The organism is Parendozoicomonas sp. 209JJ7-1 (assembly GCF_058147085.1).
The window spans coordinates 13,806-36,368 of record NZ_JBYVJU010000007.1; the positions used below are offsets into that span (position 1 = coordinate 13,806).

The 22,563-nt window shown below is 51.7% G+C and carries 25 protein-coding genes; 20 read left to right on the forward strand and 5 right to left on the reverse strand.

From position 1 onward, the window contains the following. Positions 1-30 precede the first annotated feature (30 nt). Positions 31-4,227: a DNA-directed RNA polymerase subunit beta' gene (gene rpoC / locus ACY2RQ_RS08435; RefSeq protein WP_490112523.1), complete on the forward strand. Its 4,197-nt coding sequence runs from the start codon at positions 31-33 to the stop codon at positions 4,225-4,227. A gap of 276 nt (positions 4,228-4,503) precedes the next feature. Further along, the gene (locus ACY2RQ_RS08440; protein WP_490112524.1) at positions 4,504-4,983 is read left to right on the forward strand and encodes a TetR/AcrR family transcriptional regulator; all 480 of its coding nucleotides are present in this window, start codon (positions 4,504-4,506) and stop codon (positions 4,981-4,983) included. Positions 4,984-5,056: 73 nt separating this feature from the next. Here ACY2RQ_RS08440 and ACY2RQ_RS08445 read toward each other — a convergent pair whose 3' ends face one another. The 3 genes from ACY2RQ_RS08445 to ACY2RQ_RS08455 all read right to left on the reverse strand — a co-directional run bounded on the left by ACY2RQ_RS08445 (position 5,057) and on the right by ACY2RQ_RS08455 (position 7,845). Then, a complete protein-coding gene (locus tag ACY2RQ_RS08445) occupies positions 5,057-5,758 on the reverse strand; it encodes an HAD family hydrolase (protein ID WP_490112525.1) in 702 nt (233 codons plus the stop codon). 160 nt (positions 5,759-5,918) lie between these two features. Further along, positions 5,919-6,827 (reverse strand): hypothetical protein, encoded by a 909-nt coding sequence (locus ACY2RQ_RS08450; RefSeq protein WP_490112526.1) that lies wholly within the window; start codon positions 6,825-6,827, stop codon positions 5,919-5,921. A gap of 334 nt (positions 6,828-7,161) precedes the next feature. Further along, on the reverse strand, positions 7,162-7,845 hold the full coding sequence (locus ACY2RQ_RS08455) for a hypothetical protein (protein ID WP_490112527.1): 684 nt from the start codon (positions 7,843-7,845) through the stop codon (positions 7,162-7,164). A 511-nt stretch (positions 7,846-8,356) separates the two neighbouring features. Between ACY2RQ_RS08455 and ACY2RQ_RS08460 the strand changes: the two genes are divergently transcribed. Beyond that, on the forward strand, positions 8,357-9,106 hold the full coding sequence (locus tag ACY2RQ_RS08460; RefSeq protein WP_490112528.1) for a SapC family protein: 750 nt from the start codon (positions 8,357-8,359) through the stop codon (positions 9,104-9,106). 8 nt (positions 9,107-9,114) lie between these two features. Here the strand turns inward: ACY2RQ_RS08460 and ACY2RQ_RS08465 are convergent, their stop codons facing one another. Then, positions 9,115-9,480, reverse strand: a complete 366-nt coding sequence (locus tag ACY2RQ_RS08465) for a hypothetical protein (protein ID WP_490112529.1) — start codon at positions 9,478-9,480, stop codon at positions 9,115-9,117. 278 nt (positions 9,481-9,758) lie between these two features. Here ACY2RQ_RS08465 and rpsL point away from each other — a divergent pair, with 278 nt between their 5' ends. The 4 genes from rpsL (at position 9,759) to tuf (ending at position 14,138) form a co-directional block, all read left to right on the forward strand. After that, complete coding sequence (rpsL, locus tag ACY2RQ_RS08470) at positions 9,759-10,133, forward strand: 30S ribosomal protein S12 (RefSeq protein WP_490112530.1); 375 nt, start codon at positions 9,759-9,761, stop codon at positions 10,131-10,133. Between the two features lie 136 nt (positions 10,134-10,269). Beyond that, positions 10,270-10,740, forward strand: a complete 471-nt coding sequence (gene rpsG / locus ACY2RQ_RS08475; protein ID WP_490112531.1) for a 30S ribosomal protein S7 — start codon at positions 10,270-10,272, stop codon at positions 10,738-10,740. A gap of 24 nt (positions 10,741-10,764) precedes the next feature. Then, positions 10,765-12,879: an elongation factor G gene (gene fusA, locus ACY2RQ_RS08480; protein ID WP_490112532.1), complete on the forward strand. Its 2,115-nt coding sequence runs from the start codon at positions 10,765-10,767 to the stop codon at positions 12,877-12,879. A 35-nt stretch (positions 12,880-12,914) separates the two neighbouring features. Then, a complete protein-coding gene (tuf, locus tag ACY2RQ_RS08485; RefSeq protein ID WP_490112515.1) occupies positions 12,915-14,138 on the forward strand; it encodes an elongation factor Tu in 1,224 nt (407 codons plus the stop codon). 134 nt (positions 14,139-14,272) lie between these two features. Here the strand turns inward: tuf and ACY2RQ_RS08490 are convergent, their stop codons facing one another. Beyond that, a complete protein-coding gene (locus tag ACY2RQ_RS08490; protein ID WP_490112533.1) occupies positions 14,273-15,679 on the reverse strand; it encodes a YfcC family protein in 1,407 nt (468 codons plus the stop codon). A 320-nt stretch (positions 15,680-15,999) separates the two neighbouring features. On the opposite strand from ACY2RQ_RS08490, the gene ACY2RQ_RS08495 reads away from it, so the two are divergent. From ACY2RQ_RS08495 to rplN, 13 genes are all read left to right on the forward strand, one after another. Further along, a complete protein-coding gene (locus ACY2RQ_RS08495; protein ID WP_490112534.1) occupies positions 16,000-16,863 on the forward strand; it encodes a hypothetical protein in 864 nt (287 codons plus the stop codon). A gap of 166 nt (positions 16,864-17,029) precedes the next feature. Further along, positions 17,030-17,356, forward strand: a complete 327-nt coding sequence (gene rpsJ / locus ACY2RQ_RS08500) for a 30S ribosomal protein S10 (RefSeq protein WP_490112535.1) — start codon at positions 17,030-17,032, stop codon at positions 17,354-17,356. Positions 17,357-17,475: 119 nt separating this feature from the next. Further along, positions 17,476-18,144 carry a 50S ribosomal protein L3 gene (gene rplC, locus ACY2RQ_RS08505; protein WP_490112536.1) on the forward strand — a complete coding sequence of 223 codons (669 nt, stop codon included), beginning with the start codon at positions 17,476-17,478 and terminating at the stop codon, positions 18,142-18,144. Positions 18,145-18,158: 14 nt separating this feature from the next. Then, positions 18,159-18,761 carry a 50S ribosomal protein L4 gene (gene rplD / locus ACY2RQ_RS08510; RefSeq protein ID WP_490112537.1) on the forward strand — a complete coding sequence of 201 codons (603 nt, stop codon included), beginning with the start codon at positions 18,159-18,161 and terminating at the stop codon, positions 18,759-18,761. Further along, positions 18,758-19,054, forward strand: coding sequence for a 50S ribosomal protein L23 (gene rplW, locus ACY2RQ_RS08515; protein WP_490112538.1), 297 nt, complete (start codon positions 18,758-18,760; stop codon positions 19,052-19,054). Before rplD ends, rplW begins: the two co-directional genes overlap by 4 nt. Before the next feature lie 11 nt (positions 19,055-19,065). Continuing rightward, entirely contained in the window at positions 19,066-19,890 is an 825-nt protein-coding gene (gene rplB, locus ACY2RQ_RS08520; protein WP_490112539.1) for a 50S ribosomal protein L2, read from the forward strand. A gap of 18 nt (positions 19,891-19,908) precedes the next feature. Further along, on the forward strand, positions 19,909-20,187 hold the full coding sequence (gene rpsS, locus ACY2RQ_RS08525) for a 30S ribosomal protein S19 (protein ID WP_281647855.1): 279 nt from the start codon (positions 19,909-19,911) through the stop codon (positions 20,185-20,187). 12 nt (positions 20,188-20,199) lie between these two features. Further along, entirely contained in the window at positions 20,200-20,535 is a 336-nt protein-coding gene (gene rplV, locus ACY2RQ_RS08530) for a 50S ribosomal protein L22 (RefSeq protein WP_490112540.1), read from the forward strand. An 11-nt stretch (positions 20,536-20,546) separates the two neighbouring features. Further along, positions 20,547-21,248 carry a 30S ribosomal protein S3 gene (rpsC, locus tag ACY2RQ_RS08535; RefSeq protein WP_490112541.1) on the forward strand — a complete coding sequence of 234 codons (702 nt, stop codon included), beginning with the start codon at positions 20,547-20,549 and terminating at the stop codon, positions 21,246-21,248. A 12-nt stretch (positions 21,249-21,260) separates the two neighbouring features. Further along, positions 21,261-21,674 carry a 50S ribosomal protein L16 gene (gene rplP, locus ACY2RQ_RS08540; protein ID WP_155162188.1) on the forward strand — a complete coding sequence of 138 codons (414 nt, stop codon included), beginning with the start codon at positions 21,261-21,263 and terminating at the stop codon, positions 21,672-21,674. Then, positions 21,674-21,865, forward strand: coding sequence for a 50S ribosomal protein L29 (gene rpmC, locus ACY2RQ_RS08545; RefSeq protein ID WP_490112542.1), 192 nt, complete (start codon positions 21,674-21,676; stop codon positions 21,863-21,865). The genes rplP and rpmC overlap by 1 nt, the downstream gene beginning before the upstream one ends. A 2-nt stretch (positions 21,866-21,867) precedes the next feature. Then, positions 21,868-22,131, forward strand: a complete 264-nt coding sequence (gene rpsQ / locus ACY2RQ_RS08550) for a 30S ribosomal protein S17 (protein WP_490112543.1) — start codon at positions 21,868-21,870, stop codon at positions 22,129-22,131. Between the two features lie 54 nt (positions 22,132-22,185). Then, positions 22,186-22,554 (forward strand): 50S ribosomal protein L14, encoded by a 369-nt coding sequence (rplN, locus tag ACY2RQ_RS08555; RefSeq protein WP_490112544.1) that lies wholly within the window; start codon positions 22,186-22,188, stop codon positions 22,552-22,554. The last annotated feature ends 9 nt before the right edge of the window (positions 22,555-22,563 follow it).

The window sequence follows — 22,563 nt, forward strand, 5'->3', positions numbered from 1 at the left end:
TGCGCCCGTCGGCTTCTGCGAGGAGAAGCGATGAAAGACTTACTCAATCTGCTGAAATCCCAGGGACAGTCGGAAGAATTCGATTCGATTCGCATCTCCCTGGCAAGCCCGGAGATGGTGCGCTCCTGGTCTTACGGCGAAGTGAAAAAGCCGGAAACCATCAACTACCGGACCTTCAAGCCGGAACGGGACGGCCTGTTCTGCGCCAAGATCTTTGGCCCGGTCAAAGACTACGAGTGCCTGTGCGGTAAGTACAAGCGCCTTAAGCACCGTGGTGTTATCTGTGAAAAATGTGGTGTTGAAGTTGCGCTGGCAAAGGTTCGGCGTGAACGTATGGGCCACATTGAACTGGCTGCGCCGGTTGCCCACATCTGGTTCCTGAAGTCCCTGCCGTCCCGTATCGGCCTGCTGCTGGACATGACTCTCCGTGATATCGAACGGGTTCTGTACTTTGAATCCTATGTTGTTATCGATCCGGGCATGACCACCCTTGAAAAAGGGCAGCTGCTGAACGACGAAGAATACTACGAGTCTCTGGAGGAGTTCGGTGATGACTTTGATGCCCGCATGGGTGCCGAAGCGGTTCAGCACCTGCTGGGCGACATCGAACTGAAAGAAGAGATCGACCAGCTGCGTGAAGAGATTCCGCAGACCAACAGTGAAACCAAGATCAAGAAGCTGACCAAGCGCCTGAAGCTGCTGGAAGCCTTCTTCCATTCTGGCAATAAGCCTGAGTGGATGATCATGACCGTTCTGCCGGTTCTTCCGCCGGATCTACGTCCTCTGGTTCCCCTGGATGGTGGCCGTTTCGCTACCTCTGACCTGAACGACCTGTATCGTCGGGTGATCAACCGTAACAACCGTCTGAAGCGCCTGCTTGAGTTGAACGCTCCTGACATCATCGTACGTAACGAAAAGCGTATGCTGCAGGAGTCTGTCGACGCCCTGCTGGATAATGGTCGTCGCGGACGTGCTATCACCGGTTCCAACAAACGTCCTCTGAAGTCCCTGGCCGACATGATCAAGGGTAAACAGGGGCGTTTCCGTCAGAACCTGCTGGGTAAGCGTGTTGACTACTCCGGCCGTTCCGTAATCACCGTAGGCCCGACTCTGCGCCTGCATCAGTGTGGTCTTCCCAAGAAGATGGCACTGGAGCTGTTCAAGCCGTTCATCTTTGGCAAGCTGGAAACCCGTGGTCAGGCAACCACCATCAAAGCTGCCAAGAAGATGGTTGAGCGTGAAGAGGCTGTCGTCTGGGATATTCTCGACGAAGTCATCCGTCAGCATCCGGTCATGCTGAACCGTGCACCGACTCTGCACCGTCTGGGTATCCAGGCCTTTGAGCCGGTTCTGATCGAAGGTAAGGCGATCCAGCTGCACCCCTTGGTGTGTGCGGCCTACAACGCTGACTTTGACGGTGACCAGATGGCGGTGCACGTACCGCTGACCCTGGAAGCCCAGATCGAAGCCCGTGCCCTGATGATGTCTACCAACAACATTCTGGCACCCGCGAACGGCGAACCCATCATCGTACCTTCCCAGGACGTTGTGCTGGGTCTGTACTACATCACCCGTGACCGTATCAACGCCAAGGGCGAAGGTATGGCGTTCAAGGATATCGACGAAGCCCTGCGTGCATACCGCACTGGCGCCGCCGAACTCCACGCCCGGGTTAAGGTGCGTCTGGAAGAAACTGTTAAAGACGAAAAAGGCAATGCCACCACTCGTCAGTTCCTGGCTGACACCACCGTAGGTCGTGTACTGCTGTGGGAAATTGTACCGGAGGGCCTGCCTTTCGAGCTGGTTAACCAGGCCATGAAGAAGAAGGCGATCTCCCGCCTGCTGAACGCCTGTTACCGGAATGTCGGCCTGAAAGAGACCGTTATTTTCGCTGACCAGATGATGTACATGGGCTTCAGCTACGCCACTATTTCCGGTGCATCTATCGGTGTAAACGACTTCGTTATCCCGGCTGAAAAAGGCCAGATCATCGACGAGGCTTACAACGAAGTCCGCGAAATCGAAAACCAGTTTGCTTCCGGTCTGGTAACCCAGGGTGAAAAGTACAACAAGGTTATCGATATCTGGTCCCGTGCCAACGAGGTACTGGCCAAGCGCATGATGGATAACCTGAAGTCTGATCTTGTCATCAACAAGAAAGGCGAAGAGGAAGAGCAGGAATCCTTCAATAGCGTTTACATGATGGCTGACTCCGGCGCGCGGGGTTCCGCAGCCCAGATTCGTCAGCTGGCCGGTATGCGTGGCCTGATGGCCAAGCCCGACGGCTCCATCATCGAAACACCTATTACCGCAAACTTCCGTGAAGGTCTGAGCGTACTTCAGTACTTTAACTCAACCCACGGTGCCCGTAAGGGTCTTGCGGATACCGCACTGAAAACCGCTAACTCCGGTTACCTGACCCGTCGTCTGGTAGATGTGGCCCAGGATCTGGTTGTTACCGAGTTTGACTGTGGTACCTCCTCTGGTTTGCCCATGAGCCCGCACATTGAGGGCGGTGACGTGGTAGAGCCTCTGGGTGAGCGTATTCTTGGTCGTGTTGTTGCTGAAGATGTTTATATCCCCGGCACTGACGAAATTGCTATCAAGGCCGGTACTCTGGTCGACGAAAGCTGGGTTAAGAAGCTGGAAGATCTGAACGTAGATGAAATGCTCGTACGTTCTCCGATCAGTTGTGAAACCCGTCACGGTGTCTGCTCCATGTGTTACGGTCGTGACCTGGGTCGCGGTCACCTGGTTAATGCTGGTGAGGCGGTTGGTGTTATTGCAGCCCAGTCCATCGGTGAGCCCGGTACCCAGCTGACCATGCGTACCTTCCACATCGGTGGTGCTGCATCCAGAAACGCGGCACAAGACAACATTACCATCAAGAGTAAGGGTGTTGTTCGTCTGAGCAACATCAAGACAGTTGAGCGTAAGGATGGCAGCCTGGTGGCTGTATCCCGTTCCGGTCAGTTGGCGATTGCTGATGAGTTTGGTCGTGAGCGTGAGCGTTACAAGCTGCCATACGGTACAGTTCTTTCTGTGAAAGATGCTGCCAATGTTGAAGCTGGCGCTATTGTTGCGAAATGGGATCCGCACACTCACCCCATCGTGACAGAGATTGCCGGTCAGGTTCGCTTTATCGGTATGGAAGAAGGCATCACCGTCAAGACCCAGACCGATGACATCACTGGCCTGTCCAGTATTGAAGTTATCGATCCGAAGGATCGCCCGGCTGCCGGCAAGGATATCCGTCCTGCCATTGAGCTGCTGGATGAAAACGGTAACGAGCTGACTCTGCCGAATACCAACAACCCGGCCCAGTACTTCCTGCCCGCCAACGCACTGGTGAGCTTGAAGGATGGGGAAAAGGTTGAAATCGGCTCCATTGTTGCCCGTATGCCCCAGCAGTCTGCAGGTAACAAGGATATCACCGGTGGTCTGCCCCGCGTTGCTGACCTGTTCGAAGCCCGTAAGCCGAAAGAGCCGTCCATTCTGGCGGAAATCTCCGGTGTGGTTTCCTTCGGTAAAGAGACTAAGGGCAAGAAGCGTCTGGTTATCACCCCGACCGACGGTGCAGATCCTTACGAGGAACTGATTCCCAAGTGGCGACAGCTGAACGTGTTTGAAGGTGAAAACGTCGTTAAGGGTGAAGTTATCTCTGACGGTCCGTTTAACCCCCACGATATCCTGCGCCTGCTGGGTGTTGGTGAGCTGGCCAAGTACATTGTTAACGAAATCCAGGACGTATATCGTCTCCAGGGCGTTAAGATCAACGATAAGCACATTGAGACCATCCTGCGTCAGATGCTGCGTAAAGTTGAAGTAAGCGACGCTGGCGATTCTGATCTGATCCGTGGTGAGCAGATCGAATACGTGAAGGTGCTGGAAGTTAACGATGAGATGGGTGCAAGCGATCGCTTCCCTGCGAAATACGAGCGCATCCTGCTGGGTATCACCAAGGCATCTCTGGCAACAGAATCCTTCATCTCCGCGGCTTCCTTCCAGGAAACTACGCGGGTACTGACCGAGGCAGCGGTAACCGGCAAGTCCGACCACCTGCGCGGCCTGAAGGAAAACGTTGTTGTGGGTCGTCTGATTCCGGCTGGTACCGGTCTGTCCTACCACGAAGAGCGTCGCAAGCGCGATCAGGAGCAGGCGGTTACCATCTCTGCCTCTGATGTTGAAGCGGCTCTGTCCGAAGCTCTCAGCCAGGGTGATATTTAATCATTCGGTTTGACTGTAAGACTGGCCAGATTGGGTAATACTGATCTGGTCTATGATATGAAAACAAAAAGCCAGTCAGGTACCTGACTGGCTTTTTGTTTAATAAAGATTTCTCTTGTTTTCAATATACCGGACATCTATGTATTATTTGACGATTCGTAATATCAGTAGGTATCTGTGGTGATAGGGAGTATGAAAAGAGCCGCAAGAAGCTCTGTCAGGGATGCAGTGCTAGAGGCGGGAATAGCAGTATTGGCGGTAAACCCGGGCGCAAGTATGAGTGATATTGCTCAAAGCGCAGGTGTTGGCAGGGCCTCTCTGCACAGGCATTTTGCCAGTCGGGAAATGCTTCTCAAGGAAGTTGCGATTCAAGCCCTTGATGGAATTATTGAAGTTGTCAAGGGGGTTGTTGATCTGGAAGATAAGCAACCTTCGGAGAAACTGGCGTTGTTAATCGAACGTCTGGTGCCTGTTGGTGACTTGTTGCACTTTGTCGCTTATGAGTGGAAAACCCTGTTTTCGCCGGAACTGGTCGATAAATATGTTTGGCAGGAACAAGCCATTGTTGGATTAATTAATGAGGCCAAGAATTCGGGCCAGCTGGGGGCTGGTTTAAGCGGTCGCTGGCTTTATTATTTAATTGACTCTGTTGTTTATACCGCCTGGTATGCTATCCAGGATGGTACTGTTGCACGGCGTGATGCGCCTGAGCTGGCTAAGTCTGCTCTGATGCATGGTGTCTTCGAGTCTGACTAAGCGATTTGGTGAGGGGCTGCAGCGTCTTTCCGTTTAACAGCCCTCGTCGCTTAATGTTGATTTCCAGTGTTGGTTAAATAAGTGTTTTGGCAATCAGAGCGGGCAGCTCGGAAATTGTTTTCAGCTCATGATAAGTTTTTCGGGTATTTTCATCCAGTTCAACTGTTTCGTGAACCCAAGTGCTTTCATAAGGAATATGGACAGCGGTTCCGCCGATTCTGACAACAGGCAGTACGTCAGATTTAACGGAATTACCTGTCATCCAGAAGTTTTCAGCTTTAATGTTGTGCTTATTTAAAGTTTTTTGGTAAGTCTTGTCGTCTTTTTCTGATACGATTTCGATAATATCAAAATGATCCGCCAGTCCTGACCGGGCGATTTTGCTTTCCTGGTCAAATAAATCCCCTTTGGTAAGAAGCATCAGGCGATAATCGGAAAGGTTTTCCAGAGTTTCTTTAACGCCATCCAGAAGCTCAATCGAGTAAGTCATAATGGATTTACCCAAATCAACAATGCGTTGAATTTCCGTACCGGTGACTTTTCCTTCAGATAGCTCTATAGCGCTTTCTATCATGGAGAGGGTAAACCCCTTGGCTCCATAACCAAAAATATGCAGGTTGCGGATTTCGTGCTTATAGAGGTGTTCAAGAAGGTTGTCCCTCTTATAGTAGCGGGACAGCAGCTTGAGCATTTCCTGCTCGGCTTCACGAAAGTAAGGCTCATTCGGCCAGAGGGTATCGTCTGCATCAAAGGCGATAACAGTATCGTTTTTCATAGGTCATAGAGAGTCGAAACTTCAGATAAAAAGAGTATATCACTCTATGTTATGGCTTGATTTGATGAGTAGGACTCAGGGAATGTGAGCAGAGAGTAATAATTATGAGATATCCTCCACATCGGTGGTGGTTTAGATAGGCAGTTATTGAATGGCCGCTTTACGGGTGGCCAAAGTGATATGACAGATGCTCGTGTGGAGAAACCTCTCTGACAGTGAGGCCATTACAGCTAACAGCCTCTTTATTGGCGTACATATTCAAGAGTGTGAATTTGACTGTAGAGGAACGTTCGCACGACATGCCCGAATAATCGAAGTGAAAAGTCATGGTTTCCGGATTGTCTGAGTACCACAGGATACCATGCTTTTCATCGTCATTAATGTCCATCCTGAATACTTCCCCTCCTTTTTCGGTGTCTGCTGAGGGGATATAAGCCCCACAGGAATCATCTTTGGAAACAGATGACAGTAAAAAGCCTTTAGGGATATGACAGGTGCCTTGGGCATGATTCCCGGAGATAGAGAGTGATAACTCAAACTTCTGAAGGTGTGGATTACTCAGGACGTCATCCACATCGAATTTTTCAGTTTCTTCCCCGCCTGTACTCGTACAGTCTGCCCAGAGAGGGCCGCCGGATGTCAGCGCATTTTCTATTTTTATTGCCAGATCAAAAGGACGACGGACCCATTGGCCGCTGCAGGTGGTTGTACCCTTTACACTGAGCTGTCGTTTATCTGGCGTGGCGTTCACTGCGTTAATATTTATATCTTTCGAGTGACTAATATTCACCCCTGCGCAGGCATAACTGGTGCCTGATGAGCCTTGGCCCGTGGCAGTGCCGGTATAAACCATATGGCACCCTTTCTCACTTGTTAAAGTGCATTGCAATGAGCCACTGGCATTCTTTGCTCCTGGGGAGTTGTGAGTGGAAATATTAAGTTTGGCTCCAGGGGGCATCATGTAGCTTTTTGCTTCTGAACCGAGAGGAATGGCACTGAGAACAGCGCTTAACACAGGACAGGCGGCGGTGAAAAGAAAACGACGATAGCTGAGCGGTTGACATATCATGATGGCTTAACCCCATGAAAGATCATTGGTGTGCGAAAATAATAGCAGGAGCCTTCCCGTTCAGAGGGCGATTTTACTATTGGCTTTCTTAGAGTCGATAGAGACAAACGGAACAAGCCCAAATTGGGTACTGCCTTTTGGGGTGCCATTGTCAGCTGAGTAACTGAGGTCTGTGAGCCTGATTGGTAGAGACTTGTGTTGTCAGTAGGCAGGCTGTTGTTAAGAGTAAGCAGCACCTGGCAGACATTTGCCTGCCCTCTGATGGGTGAACCCTGCCTTGTACAGAGCAGGGCGGCTGATTTAGAAAAAGTTTGTAACCTGGGTGTTATGCCCTTTAATGAGAACGAAAATCTTCACTTTGGGTAAGATCCTTTACGGTGACCCCTGTGCAATGAATGGCCTCTTTCTTTCTGTAGGCATTTAACAGGGTAAATTTTAAGGTCGTGGGCATGTTGTCACCTGCGCCCTGATAATCAAGGTGAGAACTCAGTATTTCTGGTTTGCTTGAATACCATAGCAAGCCATTTTCCATGTGGGTTTCGCCATCCATCCTGAGAATTTGCCCGCCATCCTGTGACTTCACAGAGGCAATAAAGGCATTACCGGGATCATCTTTAGAGGCTGACAATAACAGGAAGCCTTCAGGGATATGGCAGCTTCCCTGGGCATGGTATGTCCAGGATGTGGAGATTGATAACTCAAACTTCTGGAAGTCCGGACTGCTCAGGGCGGCGCTCAGATCGAATTTATCTGTTTCTTCCCCGCCTGTGTTCGTGCAGTTGACTTGGAGCGGACAGTCGGATTTCAGGAGGTTTTCTACTTTTATGGCAAGGTCGATAGGGCGACGGAGATAATGTTCTGTGCAAGTCGATGAGCCAGTAACACTGAGCTGAGACTTTTCAGGCGTGTTGATCATCCCGTCAAAGCTAACGTCTTTTGAGGGGGTGATTGTTACATGCGGGCAGGCGTAACCCGTGCCCGGGCCTCCCTGTCCTGAAGCGCTTCCCATATAGTTCATATGGCACCCTTGCTCACCTGTTAAGGCGCAGTGCAGTGCGCTTGTCAAATCATCTCCGCCTGGGGCTGTTGCCGTTGATATATAAACTTTCGTACCCGGGGGCAGCATGTAGGTTTTTGCCTCTGAGCAGAAGGGTATTGCGCAGAGAATAATGCCTGGAACACAACCGACGACAGTAGAAAGAAAACGGAAAGGGAAGGCAGACTGCTGGCATACCATGACGGCTAACTCTCATTAAGGATAGGCACATTGAGGATAGGCAGCGTGTGGAATAATAGCAGATAGTAAACAAAAGCATGCCGGTAGGTATGTGAGGCTTTCTGCCTTGCGGAGCCACCAATGTTATTAACCTGAATTTTCAGGTTGATAAAATGCGATAGAAGTTATGTATATTGGTGCCTATCTCAGATTGAGAAATCGTTGTACTCTGCCTGTGCAGGTTTCGGATGAATCTGCTCGGACAATAACTCGGGCTATGAGAAGTTATAAAAAAAGAAGCGAGAATAAAAAAATGGAAAAGCAGTTACTGATCTATGGAAAAGCACAGCCTGTATCCGCTGAAAGACATGGTGCCTGGTCTGTAGAGCAAACAAATAACTACAGCTTTGCTGGCGATGTAAATTCTGTTCCCCTGATGGCCGTTGAATTTATTAATGCGGTGGGGGACTACCCGATCGTTTTTGCAGGACAGAACGATAACATTATGCCGGTTGCGGTGCTTGGCATTCGGGATCAGGAAAACCTGTTTCTACAGGAAAATGGCGAAATGGATGCCCGCTATGTGCCGGCCTTCCTCAGGCGCTATCCTTTTGTTTTTTATGGGGATGAGGGTGGTGACCGGCTGACCCTGTGTATCGATGAAGCCCATGAGGGTTGTAACCAGGAAGGTAAGGGTGAAAGGCTGTTTGATTCAGAAGGCAAGCAAACCCAATACCTCAGTGGTGTACTTGAGTTCCTGCAGGAATATCAGGGGCACTCCGTCAGAACCCGTCATTTCTGTAAAAAACTGAAAGAATATGGCCTGCTTGAGCCGGTTGGGGCAAAACTGAACCATGAGAGCGGAGCGGAATTTAACCTGTCCGGGTTTATGGCTGTTAATCGAGAGAAGATTAAAGAGCTGACCGGTGAGCAGTTGTCCGAGCTGGCGAAGATGGATGCCCTGGAGCTGATTTATACCCACATTCATTCTATGGGTAAGTTCAATGCCCTGGTGGGGAGGGTCAAGCTGGAAGAACCTGCTGAAACGGAAGCGGCTGAATAATCAGATGCTTATGGCCCCAGTGTCCAGACGGTAATTGGTAACCGGTAATACCAGATCACCTTGCGGGCGGCTTCCAGATGATGGGAGTCCCCCGGGTTTTTCAAAATCAATACAATCCCCGCTTCCCGGTTGGTGAGCATGGCATATTGAAGGGATTGTCCGATGGCCTCGGGCCATTTGCTGGCAAAATCCATCTCGATGGCGTGTTTATTGGTCAGGCAGTCCACCCTCGGGCCTTCCGGAAGCTCAATCTCCATTTTTCCGCCCACACCATCACACCAGACCTTCTGATACCAAGCCTCTTTGGCGGCTTGTGCGGGTGGAGTTACGCAGAATAACAATAAAAACAGCAGGAAACCGGTCGTATTGGGCATAGATGTATATACTCGTCCTTGGCTGATAGCTGTAAAACATTCCAATTGTCGGTTTTTGTTGACTTTTAAAATGCCGTCGAGGGGGGAGAATCCTTGACGCAGAATTTCACACTATTTAAAATCCGGTGCCTTTTATTGTGTCTCGCTTTTCTGTGTTGTCAAAACGCAGTCTAAAAAAGGAGGGGCAACAGGCTGGACCTCGTGTCCAGTTTTTTGTGGTTGTGTCCCCAATCCTCTGGGGGGCCAGCCAATGTATTTAGAAACGGAGAGTGTGCCTAATGGCAACTATCAACCAGCTTGTTCGCAAGCCGCGTAAGCGTAAGGTCAAAAAGACCGACGTACCCGCGCTGCAAGCCTGCCCGCAGAAGCGTGGCGTTTGCACCCGCGTATACACCACTACCCCCAAGAAGCCGAACTCCGCACTGCGTAAAGTATGTCGTGTTCGTCTGACCAACGGGTTTGAAGTGACTTCCTACATCGGTGGTGAAGGTCACAACCTGCAGGAGCACTCCGTGGTCCTGATCCGTGGCGGTCGTGTAAAGGATTTGCCCGGTGTTCGTTATCACACAGTCCGCGGTACTCTGGATACTCAGGGTGTTAACGACCGTAAGCAAGGCCGTTCCAAGTACGGTACCAAAAAGCCTAAGTCCTAATCTGGCCTTAGCTTTTTAAATAATCCAGTTTTAAAACATATAGTTTTTTAAAACATATAGTTTTGCATCTGGTTGAAGAGTAAGGCCGAGTCAAAGCCTGATCTCGGATTAACCTGAAAATCGAGGACATATTGTCATGCCAAGAAGAAGAGTTGTCGCCAAACGCGAAGTACTGCCGGATCCTAAGTTTCATAACAAGGTCCTGGCCAAGTTTATCAACCACGTAATGGTTCACGGTAAAAAGTCCGTAGCCGAGCGTATCGTTTACGGTGCCATGGACAAGATCCAGGAGCGCAGCGGTAAAGATCCTCTGGAGACTTTTGAGGCAGCCCTCGAGACGATCTCTCCCGTGGTTGAGGTTAAGAGCCGTCGTGTTGGTGGTGCCACTTATCAGGTGCCCGTAGAAGTTCGCCCCTCCCGCCGTACAGCCCTGGCTATGCGTTGGTTGGTAGATGCCGCTCGTAAGCGTGGCGAGAAGTCCATGGCCCTCCGCCTGGCTGGCGAAATGCTTGACGCTGCTGAGAAGAAAGGCGCAGCTGTCAAGAAGCGTGAAGACGTGCATCGCATGGCAGAAGCTAACAAAGCTTTCTCCCACTACCGTTTCTAATACGTTCTTTCAGAGGATTGAGTCGTGGCCCGTAAAACCCCGATACGCCGTTACCGTAACATCGGTATCTGTGCCCACGTCGACGCGGGTAAGACCACTACCACCGAACGCGTTCTGTTCTACACCGGTCTGTCCCACAAGATCGGTGAAGTGCATGATGGCGCGGCTACCATGGACTGGATGGAGCAGGAACAAGAGCGTGGTATTACTATCACCTCCGCTGCTACCACCTGTTTCTGGCGTGGTATGGATGCCCAGTTTGACGAGCACCGTGTAAATATTATCGATACTCCAGGACACGTTGACTTCACTATCGAAGTAGAACGTTCCCTGCGTGTACTGGATGGCGCGGTTGTTGTTCTGTGTGGTTCTTCTGGTGTTCAGCCCCAGACCGAAACCGTATGGCGTCAGGCCGACAAGTACGAAGTACCCCGCATGGTCTTCGTAAACAAAATGGACCGTACTGGTGCTGACTACATGATGGTAGTTGACCAGCTGAAAGATCGTCTGGGTGCGAACGCTGTTCCCATGCAGATGACTATCGGTTCCGAAGACGAATTCAAGGGTGTTGTTGACCTGGTGAAGATGAAGGCCATTCTGTGGAATGAAGCTGACCAGGGTATGACCTTTGAATATGCCGATATTCCTGCCGATCTGGCCGACACTTGTGCTGAAATGCACGAGTACCTGGTTGAATCTGCGGCTGAAGCAAATGAAGAGCTGATGGAGAAGTACCTGGAAGAAGGTGAACTCTCCGAGGAAGAAATCAAGGCTGGTATCCGTGCGCGGACCCTGGCTAACGAGATTATTCCTGTCTTTGGTGGCTCCGCATTCAAGAACAAAGGCGTACAAGCCGTTCTGGATGCTGTTATCGAATACATGCCTTCTCCTCTTGAGGTTAAGGCGATTGAAGGTATCGTTGGCGAAGATGCTGACGGTGAGAGCATTATGGAAGAGCGTCCTGCTGATGATAATGCGCCCTTCTCTGCTCTGGCCTTCAAAATTGCGACCGACCCGTTTGTTGGTACTCTGACTTTCGCCCGTGTTTATTCCGGTGTTGCTACTTCCGGTAGCTCCGTAATTAACTCTGTGAAGTCCAAGAAAGAACGTATCGGCCGTATGGTTCAGATGCACTCCAACAACCGTGAAGAGATCAAAGAAGCCCTGGCGGGTGATATTGTCGCCCTGATCGGTATGAAGGATGTGACCACCGGTGAAACCCTGTGTGATCCGGCTTCCCCGATCATTCTGGAGCGTATGGAGTTCCCCGAGCCGGTAATCTCCGTAGCTGTAGAGCCCAAGTCCAAGGCGGATCAGGAGAAGATGGGTATCGCTCTGGGCAAACTGGCCCAGGAAGATCCTTCCTTCCGTGTGAAGACTGACGAGGAAACTGGTCAGACCATCATCTCCGGTATGGGTGAGCTCCACCTGGATGTACTCGTTGACCGTATGCGTCGTGAATTCAAGGTGGAAGCCAATATCGGTAAGCCTCAGGTTGCTTACCGTGAAAAGATCAAACAGAGCGTCGAAGCCAACCACAAGTTTGCCAAGCAATCTGGTGGTCGTGGTCAGTACGGTCATGTTGTGGTTGAGTTCTCTCCGGCTGACCCGGGCGAAGAAGGTCTGGTATTCATCAACGAAATCGTTGGCGGTACTATTCCCAAGGAATACATTCCTGCCGTCCAGAAGGGTATCGAAGAACAGATGCAGAACGGTGTTATCGCCGGTTATCCTCTGCTGGGCCTGAAAGCTCGTCTGTTTGATGGTTCCTTCCACGAGGTTGACTCCAACGAGATGGCGTTTAAAATCGCCGCATCCCAGGCTCTGAAGAAGTACGCGCCGCAGGCCAAGCCTGTGCTGATGGAACCCATGATGCAGGTTGAGGTGGTAACACCTGAAGACTACATGGGTGACGTTATGGGTGACCTGAACCGTCGCCGCGGTATCGTTCAGGGTATGGAAGATACTCCGACCGGTAAGACTATCAATGCTCAGGTTCCCCTGGGTGAGATGTTCGGTTATGCCACCGACCTGCGTTCAGCGACTCAGGGCCGTGCAACGTACACCATGGAATTCTGTGAGTACGCTGAAGCGCCCAGCAGCATTGCGGAAGCAGTGATCAAGGCGAATCAGGGTTAATTAATTTTTCAGGCTTGTTAGAAGGTAAGTGAGAAATGGCTAAGGAAAAGTTTGAACGTACGAAGCCGCACGTAAACGTCGGCACCATCGGTCACGTTGACCACGGTAAAACCACTCTGACGGCAGCTCTGACTCGCGTTTGCGCCGAAGTTTTCGGTGGTGAGATGAAGGCTTTCGATCAAATCGATAACGCTCCCGAAGAGCGTGAGCGTGGCATCACCATCTCTACTGCCCACGTAGAGTATGATTCCGACAAGCGTCACTACGCCCACGTAGACTGCCCCGGACACGCTGACTACGTTAAGAACATGATCACCGGCGCTGCCCAGATGGACGGCGCGATTCTGGTTTGTGGCGCTACCGACGGCCCCATGCCCCAGACCCGTGAGCACATCCTGCTGTCCCGTCAGGTTGGTGTACCCAGGATTGTTGTTTTCCTGAACAAGGCTGACCTGCTGGCTGAAGATTGCGGCGGTGTTGGTTCTGAAGAGTACGCTGAGATGCTGGAACTGGTTGAAATGGAGCTGCGTGAGCTGCTGGACACGTATGAGTTCCCCGGTGACGACACTCCGATCATCGCTGGTTCCGCTCTGATGGCCCTGAACGGCGAAGACGACAACGAACTGGGTACTACTGCTGTTAAGAAGCTGGTTGAGACTCTGGATACTTACATCCCTGAGCCTGAGCGTGCTATCGACCAGCCCTTCCTGCTGCCTATCGAAGACGTATTCTCCATCGCCGGTCGTGGTACTGTTGTTACCGGTCGTGTTGAGCGTGGCGTCATCAAGGTTGGTGAAGAAGTCGAAATCATCGGCATCAAAGAAACCACCAAGACCACTGTTACCGGTGTTGAAATGTTCCGTAAGCTGCTCGACGAAGGTCGTGCGGGTGAGAACGTTGGTGCCCTGCTGCGTGGTGTGAAGCGCGAAGAGATCGAGCGTGGCCAGTGTCTGGTTGCCCCTGGCTCCGTAACTCCTCACACCAAGTTTGAATCTGAGGTTTACGTGCTGTCCAAGGACGAAGGTGGTCGTCACACTCCGTTCTTCAAAGGCTACCGTCCTCAGTTCTACTTCCGTACCACTGACGTGACCGGTAACGTAGAGCTGCCCGAAGGCGTTGAAATGGTAATGCCTGGCGATAACATCCAGATGGTTGTTACCCTGATCGCGCCTATCGCGATGGAAGACGGTCTGCGTTTCGCTATCCGTGAAGGTGGTCGTACTGTTGGCGCAGGTGTTGTTGCCAAGATCATCGAGTGATGCTGAAGGCCTGAGATCAGGCTTTCTGTTCCAAAGAAGCTGTTCACAGCGAAAAACCCGAAGCATGGAAATGCTTCGGGTTTTTTTGTATCTGAAGTATCAGTTTGTCAGCGGCCATCTCTGTCAGGTGTAAATCAGAAGGGGCCGAGTTCAATGTGCTGGGCAATCAGTACCGCGATCAGTGCCGCAACCGACCACATCAGGAACAGAGGAAGGAAAAATTTCACCCAGCGGGTATAGGGGACTTTTGCCAGGGCCAGGACTGCCAGCAGGCCGCCGTTGGTAGGGTAGATGTAGTTGGAAATGCCATCACCCAGTTGAGAGGCCAGGGAGGCTACCTGGCGGGTAACGCCGCCAATATCTGCCAGAGGTACGATAATGGGCATGGTGATTATAGCCTGGCCGCTGCCTGACGGAATCATCAGGTTGATGATCGCCTGAATTATGTACATGGCTGCTGCGGATACCATCTCGGAGCTGCCGACAATCAGCTGGGCCAGGTAGTAAATAACGGTGTCGATAATGCGGGCGTCTTCCATGACGACCAGGATGGCGCGGGCGAAGAAGACAATCAGTACGGCAACCAGAACTTCATGACAGCCCTTGGTCCAGTAGTCGCAGATTTTGTTGGCCGGGAGACCACTTACCAGTGCCGGAATAATGGCCATGGCCACAAAGCAGCCAGCAATTTCGGTAAAGCCAAAGCTCTGTTGCAGAGTGCCGTACAGCATATAGGCAAATAGCAGCAGGAAAGTGACGCCAGCCGCTTTCTCCCGTCTGGATAACTTCTTGATGGTGAGGCTGCTCTGGGGGTAATGGGGTTGATCTGCCAGCAGGCTGGACTGTGGATTGGCTTTTACTTTTGCGGCATAGCGCAAAAGATAGATCAGGCCGGTCAGCCACATAAAGGCCATGAGCGCAGCTCGGTACCACATGGCGGAGTAGAGGGGCAGCTCGGCAATACTGTGTGCAATGCCGGTAAAGAAAGGATTAGCCAGGGCTGCGGCAAAACCGGCACAGCTGGATAACAGCACAATGCCGAGTGCGGTCATTACGTCATAACCCAGCTTCAGGCAGATGGGAATCATCAGGGTGATAAAAGTGACATCCAGTTCCCGCATGCCGGTAAAGGTGGCGTTCAGAGCTATGGCAAGCATGACAATCGGCGCGAAGGTTGCAATGCCCCGGTGTTTGAGGCGTTCTGTCAGGCCGTAAACGGCAACGTCTAGAATGCCCATGTGGCGCATAACGCCAAATGCGCCGCCAGCAAACAGCACAACACCCATCACACCGGACGCAGATTGAAAACCGGTGAAGAATGACTGGAAAAAAGACGACAGCGTAGTCGGATTGGTGCTGAGAAAGGTAAAGCTGTCCAGGTTAACCAGTGTACGCCCTTCAGATGTATAACGCTCAAACTCGCCGGCAGGAATAAAATAAGTGGCGATAGCTGCAAGGATAACCATGATAAACAGGGCGAGAAACGGGTGATTTCCCTGTTCTCCCTCATTAATTGCACGCGGTGTTGCAGTATTGGGCATGGCATCTCCTTTTGCTTGTGAGCGGGCAGCCCGGTGTGTTTCTTATTTACTATAGGGCACTCTGTGAAGGTTGGTTTCAGGTGGAGAGTGAGCGCATGTGGCCTGGCTGTTCACTTTGCCTCCTTTAGGGGTGGGTGGCTGGTGCCTGTGTGTTCCCTTCGGGGGGGCTGGTTTTGTATGGCAGTTGTTTGCATGCGGGCCATGTTGTGGATACGGGACCGTCTTCCCGTGGTGAGATAGCAGGCTCGTAAAAGTAAAAAATCCCGGACATTTTTGTTTCGGGATTTTTTGTGTAAGAGAGTGGAGGGGGCTATAAACTGATGTGGCCATGTCGTGTGATTGGTTGGGTCGTGAGAGTCTTACTGCTGGTTTGTTTGTGTCATTCGTTTGTTTTTATATCAGATTCTCTATTGGCTGCTTCAGGTGAAAGTCGTCCTGAGGTGTTGCGTTTCAGACAGTTCTGGCATGAATCGTCACTGAAAGGACTCATTTCAGAAATTGAGAACAGGGCAGTTTATGGGGATGAAAAGGTTGTTATATTGTTCGCAGGTTTGGATGACGCGTCTGCTATAGCAGAGTACCGTGGGGCAAGATTCAGTAGCTATTTGGAAAATTACAAGAGGCTGGTCCAGTATTTCGCTAAAGACAAAAGTGTCACATTTACGGGGGTCTCGGGTGGATTGGAGGGGTCTGGTCATTCAGAGGAGGTTCTCAGTGGTGTTGAGTATTTGTATCGTGAGGCTAGGCGTGCGTATTATGTGAAAACAGTGTTTTCTACGGATGAGCCAAGCATTTATGATGATGAGCCATTTGTTAATATCCACAGCTATGATGAGTTTCAACGATATATGAAGACGGATCTCGCGGGAGCGCTAAAAGATGCTGACTCTGTTGTTGTTATTGGGTTGGGGGATGAAACGGCAGTCCGCAGCCTGGTTGGAGAAGTTAGTGGGATGGGGAAAAAGGTTATTGTTGATCGTGCGTTAAATGTCACGGAGCGAGCAAAAACAGATTCAGGGAGTAAACCCTATGGGCCAGCTAGTGAAGAGCAGCTGGAGAATGACGAGAAATTGGAGCGCTATCTGGCCGCGTCGGATCAGGTGTGGGATGATCTGGCCAAAAAATATCCAGATACACTGAAGCTTGTAGAGCCTTCCGACGCTGCCACATGCCAGTCGGAATGAATCTTCACTGTTGACCGCGCGTTTTTTGCCCTGTTGGTGGAGTTGACAGTCTGGTTAATTGGTCTTAGAATTCCCCGTCTTTTTTGCTCCCTTGTCTCGGCTTGCTCAGGCTTGTCATGAGGTGGGTGAGTATTGTTCTTTATATCTTTTAAAGTAGGTTACTACGATGAGTCAGCAGCAGCCTAAAACTCAACAAATCCGCATCCGACTGAAGGCTTTTGACCATCGCCTGATTGACCAGTCCACGCAGGAAATCGTTGATACTGCCAAACGTACAGGTGCTCAGGTTCGTGGTCCTATCCCTCTGCCTACTCGCAAGGAAAAATTCACAGTACTGACTTCTCCGCACGTCAATAAGGACGCGCGTGACCAGTACGAGATCCGTACTCACAAGCGCCTGCTCGATATCGTCGAGCCCACCGACAAGACAGTTGATGCTCTGATGAAGCTCGACCTGGCTGCGGGTGTGGAAGTTCAGATTAGCCTTGGCTAAAGAATTCAGGCTGGAATTGCTCAGAACTCTTAACGGGAGCTGGGCAGTTCTTGCTTGTGTAACGCTCTGGAATGGGCGGCCATAGCGGGTAAAAGCCCCGTACACGAAAGAGGTAGACTATGTCTAGTCAAGAAAATGGCAAGCGGGCCCTGGGCCTTGTCGGTAAGAAGTGTGGCATGACCCGCATCTTTACCGAAGATGGCGCATCCCTGCCTGTTACTGTTATTGAAGTAGAGCCTAACCGTATTACTCAAATCCGTACTGAGGATTCTGACGGTTACTCTGCTGTTCAGGTTACAACTGGTTCCAAAAAAGCATCTCGGGTGATCAAGCCCGAAGCCGGTCATTTCGCCAAGGCGGAAGTTGAAGCCGGTCGTGGTCTTTGGGAATTCCGTTTGAACACTGCACCTGAGCTGAAAGTTGGCGAAGAGCTGACTGTCGAGCTGTTTGCAGCTGGTCAGAAGATCGATGTTACCGGTCGTTCCAAGGGTAAAGGTTTCCAGGGTGGTGTTAAGCGCTGGAATTTCCGTACTCAGGACATGACTCACGGTAACTCCCTGTCTCATCGTGCTCCTGGTTCTATTGGGCAGTGTCAGACCCCCGGTCGTGTCTTCAAAGGTAAGAAAATGGCCGGTCACATGGGTGATGCTCAGGTAACTGTACAGTCTCTGGAAGTTGTTCGCGTTGATGCTGAACGTAACCTGCTTCTGGTTAAAGGTGCAGTCCCCGGTGCTACTGGCGCTGATGTTGTTATCAAGCCTGCCGTTAAGGCCGGTGCTGCAGCCTGACAGGGGGGTTGAACATGGATCTGAACGTTATTGGTGCAGACGCCCTGAAGGTTTCCGACGTAACCTTCGGCGTTGACTTCAATGAAGCCCTGGTTCACCAGGCCGTTGTTGCATTTCTGGCTGGTGCCCGTCAGGGTACTAAAGCTCAGAAAACCCGCAGCGATGTAAGTGGCGGTGGCCGTAAGCCTTTCCGTCAAAAAGGAACTGGCCGCGCACGTGCCGGTACCATCCGCAGCCCTCTGTGGCGCGGGGGCGGTACTACTTTTGCCGCTCGTCCCAAGAGCTACAGCCAGAAGCTCAACAAAAAGATGTATCGCGGTGCTCTGCGTTCCATCCTGTCTGAGCTGGTGCGTCAAGAGCGTCTGGTTATCGTTTCTGAATTCAAGGCAGAAACTCCCAAGACCAAGGCTATGGTTGCCAAGCTCACTGAGCTGGGAGCCACCAACGCCCTGATCGTTGCCGACAGTGTGGAACAGAACGTCTATCTGTCTGCCCGTAACATCCCCCACGTAGACGTGCGTGATGTTGAAGGCGTCGATCCGGTAAGCCTGGTTGCTCACGACAAAGTGATCATGACTGTTGACGCGGTCAAGAAGTTCGAGGAGATGCTGGGATGAATCAGGAACGACTGCTGAAAGTCCTCATTGGTCCCCACGTATCCGAGAAGTCTTCGAACGTGGCTGAGGCAAACAACCAGTGTGTGTTCAAGATTGCTGTGGACGCAACCAAGCTGGAAGTAAAAAAGGCTGTCGAGCAACTGTTCGAAGTCCAGGTTAAGGCAGTAAACACTGTTAACGTGAAGGGCAAGACCAAGCGCACTATGCGCGGTATGGGCAAGCGTAGCGACTGGAAAAAGGCCTACGTAACCCTGGAAGCTGGTCAGGAAATTGACTTCGCGGACGCTGAATAAGGAGACAGACAATGGCTGTTGTTAAGTGTAAACCCACTTCTCCGGGGCGCCGTTTTGTAGTCAAGGTCGTTAATCCTGACCTGCACAAAGGCAAGCCCCATGCTCCCCTTCTGGAAAAGAAGAGCAAGAGTGGTGGTCGTAACAATGCTGGCCGTATCACTACCCGTCACGTGGGCGGTGGTCACAAGCAGCATTACCGTATCGTTGACTTCCGTCGCAACAAGGATGGTATTCCGGCTATCGTTGAGCGTCTGGAATACGATCCTAACCGTACTGCGCACATCGCCCTGCTGAAATACATGGATGGTGAGCGTCGTTACATTATCGCACCCAAGGGTGTGAAGGCGGGTGACGAGCTGAACTCTGGTGCACACGCACCGATCAAGCCCGGTAACACTCTGCCCCTGCGCAACATTCCCCAGGGTTCCGTTATCCACTGTGTGGAACTGAAGCCTGGCAAGGGTGCGCAGATGATTCGTTCCGCTGGTACATCTGCCCAGCTGGTTGCCCGTGAAGGTGCCTATGTCACCCTGCGTCTTCGCTCTGGCGAAATGCGCAAGGTTCTGGCTGACTGCCGCGCGACTCTGGGTGAAGTGTCCAACGGTGAGCACGGCCTGCGCTCTCTGGGTAAGGCTGGTGCTAAACGCTGGCGCGGTGTTCGTCCTACCGTTCGCGGTGTTGCCATGAACCCGGTAGATCACCCGCACGGTGGTGGTGAGGGCCGGACTTCCGGTGGTCGTCATCCTGTTACTCCGTGGGGCGTTCCCACGAAGGGCAAGAAGACTCGCTCCAACAAGCGCACTGATAAGTTCATTGTCCGTCGCCGCACCAAGTAAGTTTGAGAGGATAACACTGTGCCACGTTCACTTAAGAAAGGTCCGTTTATCGACCTGCACCTGTTGAAGAAGGTGGAGGACGCGGTAGGGGCTGGTAACAAGCGCCCGATCAAAACCTGGTCTCGCCGTTCCATGATCATTCCGCAGATGGTTGGTCTGACCATCGCGGTTCACAACGGTCGTCAGCACGTGCCCGTATTCGTCTCCGAAGAGATGGTTGGCCACAAGCTGGGGGAATTTGCAGCCACCCGCACCTACCGCGGCCACGCTGCAGATAAGAAGGCCAAGAAGCGTTAAGGGGTATAAGAGATGAAAGAAGTAGCTGCTACACATAATGGCGCTCGCATTTCTGCCCAGAAGGCTCGCTTGGTTGTCGACCTGATTCGCGGAAAGAATGTTGCAGAAGCTCTGGACACTCTGACTTTCAGCACCAAAAAGGCTGCTGTTCTGGTCAAGAAGGTTCTTGAGTCTGCTGTAGCTAATGCTGAGCACAACGAAGGTATGGATATTGATGAGCTGAAGGTGTCTTCTGTTTTCGTAAACGAAGGTATGACACTGAAACGCATCAAGCCTCGTGCCAAAGGCCGTGCTGATCGCATCCTGAAGCGGTCTTGCCACATCACCGTTAAGGTTGCAGAGGTTTAAGGAGCGATCAGATGGGTCAAAAAGTACATCCTACAGGTATACGCCTGGGCATCGTTAAAGACCACACTTCCGTATGGTATGCAGAAGGTGCCGCATACGCTGACAAACTGAATGCAGATCTGAAGGTTCGTTCTTACCTTGAGAACAAGCTGAAGAATGCTTCCGTCAGCCGTATTGATATTCAGCGTCCCGCTCAAAGCGCTCGCGTAACCATTCACACTGCCCGTCCCGGCATCGTAATTGGTAAAAAAGGCGAAGACGTTGAGAAGCTGCGTCAGGAGCTGAACAAGATGATGGGCGTGCCTGTTCACGTCAACATCGAAGAAGTGCGCAAGCCTGAAACCGACGCCAAACTGGTTGCCCAGAGCATTGCTGGTCAGCTGGAGCGTCGTGTAATGTTCCGTCGCGCCATGAAGCGTTCCGTACAGAACGCCATGCGTCTCGGCGCCAAAGGTATCAAGATTCAGCTGTCCGGCCGTCTGGGTGGCGCTGAAATCGCACGTACCGAATGGTACCGCGAAGGTCGTGTGCCTCTGCACACCCTGCGTGCGGACATTGATTACGCCACTTACGAAGCGCATACCACCTACGGTGTTATTGGCGTGAAGGTGTGGATCTTCAAGGGCGAAGTTATCGGCGGTGTTCGTGAGGAAGAGAAGGAGCAGAAGAAACCTGCTCGTCGTCCTCGCAAGAAGCCAGCCGCTAAGAAGTAAGGAGTTATAACGATGCTCCAACCCAAGCGTACTAAATTCCGCAAGCAGATGAAGGGCCGTAACCGCGGCCTGGCTCAGCGCGGTTCCAAGGTCAGCTTCGGCGAATACGCCTTGAAAGCTGTTGGTCGCGGCCGTATAACAGCCCGCCAGATTGAAGCTGCCCGTCGTGCGATGACTCGTCACGTAAAGCGTGGTGGTAAGATCTGGATCCGCATCTTCCCCGACAAGCCTATTACCAAGAAGCCTCTCGAGGTTCGTCAGGGTAAAGGTAAGGGTAGCGTTGAGTACTGGGTAGCACAGATCCAGCCGGGTCGTGTCCTGTACGAAATGGAAGGCGTTTCTGAAGAGCTGGCTCGTGAAGCCTTTGCTCTGGCCGCCGCCAAGCTGCCCCTGAAGACAGTATTTGTTAAGCGGGGTGTGATGTGATGAATGCGGCTGAGCTGCGTGAAAAGTCTGTTGAGGAGCTGAACGCTCAGCTGCTCGATCTGCTGCGGGAACAGTTTAACTTTCGCATGCAAATGACTACCGGACAGCTGAAGCAGACTCATCTGCTGAAGCAGACCCGGCGGGATGTTGCCCGTGTGAAGTCGGTGCTGACTGAGAAGGCAGGTAAATAAAGATGGCTGAGACCAAAAAAGTCCGTACACTGACCGGTAAGGTCGTGAGCGACAAGATGGACAAAACCATCACTGTCCTCGTTGAGCGCCGTGTAACGCATCCGATTTACGGTAAAATCGTAAAGCGGTCAACAAAGCTGCACGCTCATGACGAAAAGAATGAGTGCCGGATGGGCGATACTGTCGTAATCCGTGAGACTCGTCCTCTGTCCAAGAGCAAGTCTTTCGAGCTTGTTTCTATTGAAGAGCGTGCGACTCAAATATAAGGCTATCAACCGACCGCAAGGTCGGCTTGAGTCTGCAGTTTGAGGAGAACTGGAATGATTCAAACCGAGACACAACTCGAAGTAGCAGATAACAGCGGTGCCCGCCGCGTTCAGTGCATCAAAGTACTGGGCGGCTCTCACCGTCGTTATGCTGGTATCGGTGACATCATCAAGGTCACCGTAAAGGAAGCGATTCCTCGCGGTAAAGTGAAGAAGGGCCAGGTTATGAATGCCGTGGTCGTTCGCACTCGTAAGGGTGTTCGTCGCCAGGATGGATCTCTGATCCGTTTCGACGGCAACGCAGCTGTTCTGCTGAACGCGCAGAACCAGCCCATCGGCACCCGTATCTTTGGCCCGGTGACTCGTGAGCTGCGCGGAGAGCAGTTTATGAAGATCATCTCTTTAGCACCTGAAGTGCTGTAAGGAGTTACC

What these genes read in the sequence shown, in the direction of transcription:
- rpoC (WP_490112523.1), top strand. Translation starts at nt 31, where the DNA reads ATGAAAGACTTACTCAATCTGCTGAAATCCCAGGGACAGTCGGAAGAA.
- ACY2RQ_RS08440 (WP_490112524.1), top strand. Translation starts at nt 4,504, where the DNA reads ATGAGTGATATTGCTCAAAGCGCAGGTGTTGGCAGGGCCTCTCTGCAC.
- ACY2RQ_RS08445 (WP_490112525.1), bottom strand. Translation starts at nt 5,758, where the DNA reads ATGAAAAACGATACTGTTATCGCCTTTGATGCAGACGATACCCTCTGG.
- ACY2RQ_RS08450 (WP_490112526.1), bottom strand. Translation starts at nt 6,827, where the DNA reads ATGATATGTCAACCGCTCAGCTATCGTCGTTTTCTTTTCACCGCCGCC.
- ACY2RQ_RS08455 (WP_490112527.1), bottom strand. Translation starts at nt 7,845, where the DNA reads ATGAACTATATGGGAAGCGCTTCAGGACAGGGAGGCCCGGGCACGGGT.
- ACY2RQ_RS08460 (WP_490112528.1), top strand. Translation starts at nt 8,357, where the DNA reads ATGGAAAAGCAGTTACTGATCTATGGAAAAGCACAGCCTGTATCCGCT.
- ACY2RQ_RS08465 (WP_490112529.1), bottom strand. Translation starts at nt 9,480, where the DNA reads ATGCCCAATACGACCGGTTTCCTGCTGTTTTTATTGTTATTCTGCGTA.
- rpsL (WP_490112530.1), top strand. Translation starts at nt 9,759, where the DNA reads ATGGCAACTATCAACCAGCTTGTTCGCAAGCCGCGTAAGCGTAAGGTC.
- rpsG (WP_490112531.1), top strand. Translation starts at nt 10,270, where the DNA reads ATGCCAAGAAGAAGAGTTGTCGCCAAACGCGAAGTACTGCCGGATCCT.
- tuf (WP_490112515.1), top strand. Translation starts at nt 12,915, where the DNA reads ATGGCTAAGGAAAAGTTTGAACGTACGAAGCCGCACGTAAACGTCGGC.
- ACY2RQ_RS08490 (WP_490112533.1), bottom strand. Translation starts at nt 15,679, where the DNA reads ATGCCCAATACTGCAACACCGCGTGCAATTAATGAGGGAGAACAGGGA.
- ACY2RQ_RS08495 (WP_490112534.1), top strand. Translation starts at nt 16,000, where the DNA reads ATGTGGCCATGTCGTGTGATTGGTTGGGTCGTGAGAGTCTTACTGCTG.
- rpsJ (WP_490112535.1), top strand. Translation starts at nt 17,030, where the DNA reads ATGAGTCAGCAGCAGCCTAAAACTCAACAAATCCGCATCCGACTGAAG.
- rplC (WP_490112536.1), top strand. Translation starts at nt 17,476, where the DNA reads ATGTCTAGTCAAGAAAATGGCAAGCGGGCCCTGGGCCTTGTCGGTAAG.
- rplD (WP_490112537.1), top strand. Translation starts at nt 18,159, where the DNA reads ATGGATCTGAACGTTATTGGTGCAGACGCCCTGAAGGTTTCCGACGTA.
- rplW (WP_490112538.1), top strand. Translation starts at nt 18,758, where the DNA reads ATGAATCAGGAACGACTGCTGAAAGTCCTCATTGGTCCCCACGTATCC.
- rplB (WP_490112539.1), top strand. Translation starts at nt 19,066, where the DNA reads ATGGCTGTTGTTAAGTGTAAACCCACTTCTCCGGGGCGCCGTTTTGTA.
- rplV (WP_490112540.1), top strand. Translation starts at nt 20,200, where the DNA reads ATGAAAGAAGTAGCTGCTACACATAATGGCGCTCGCATTTCTGCCCAG.
- rpsC (WP_490112541.1), top strand. Translation starts at nt 20,547, where the DNA reads ATGGGTCAAAAAGTACATCCTACAGGTATACGCCTGGGCATCGTTAAA.
- rplP (WP_155162188.1), top strand. Translation starts at nt 21,261, where the DNA reads ATGCTCCAACCCAAGCGTACTAAATTCCGCAAGCAGATGAAGGGCCGT.
- rpmC (WP_490112542.1), top strand. Translation starts at nt 21,674, where the DNA reads ATGAATGCGGCTGAGCTGCGTGAAAAGTCTGTTGAGGAGCTGAACGCT.
- rpsQ (WP_490112543.1), top strand. Translation starts at nt 21,868, where the DNA reads ATGGCTGAGACCAAAAAAGTCCGTACACTGACCGGTAAGGTCGTGAGC.
- rplN (WP_490112544.1), top strand. Translation starts at nt 22,186, where the DNA reads ATGATTCAAACCGAGACACAACTCGAAGTAGCAGATAACAGCGGTGCC.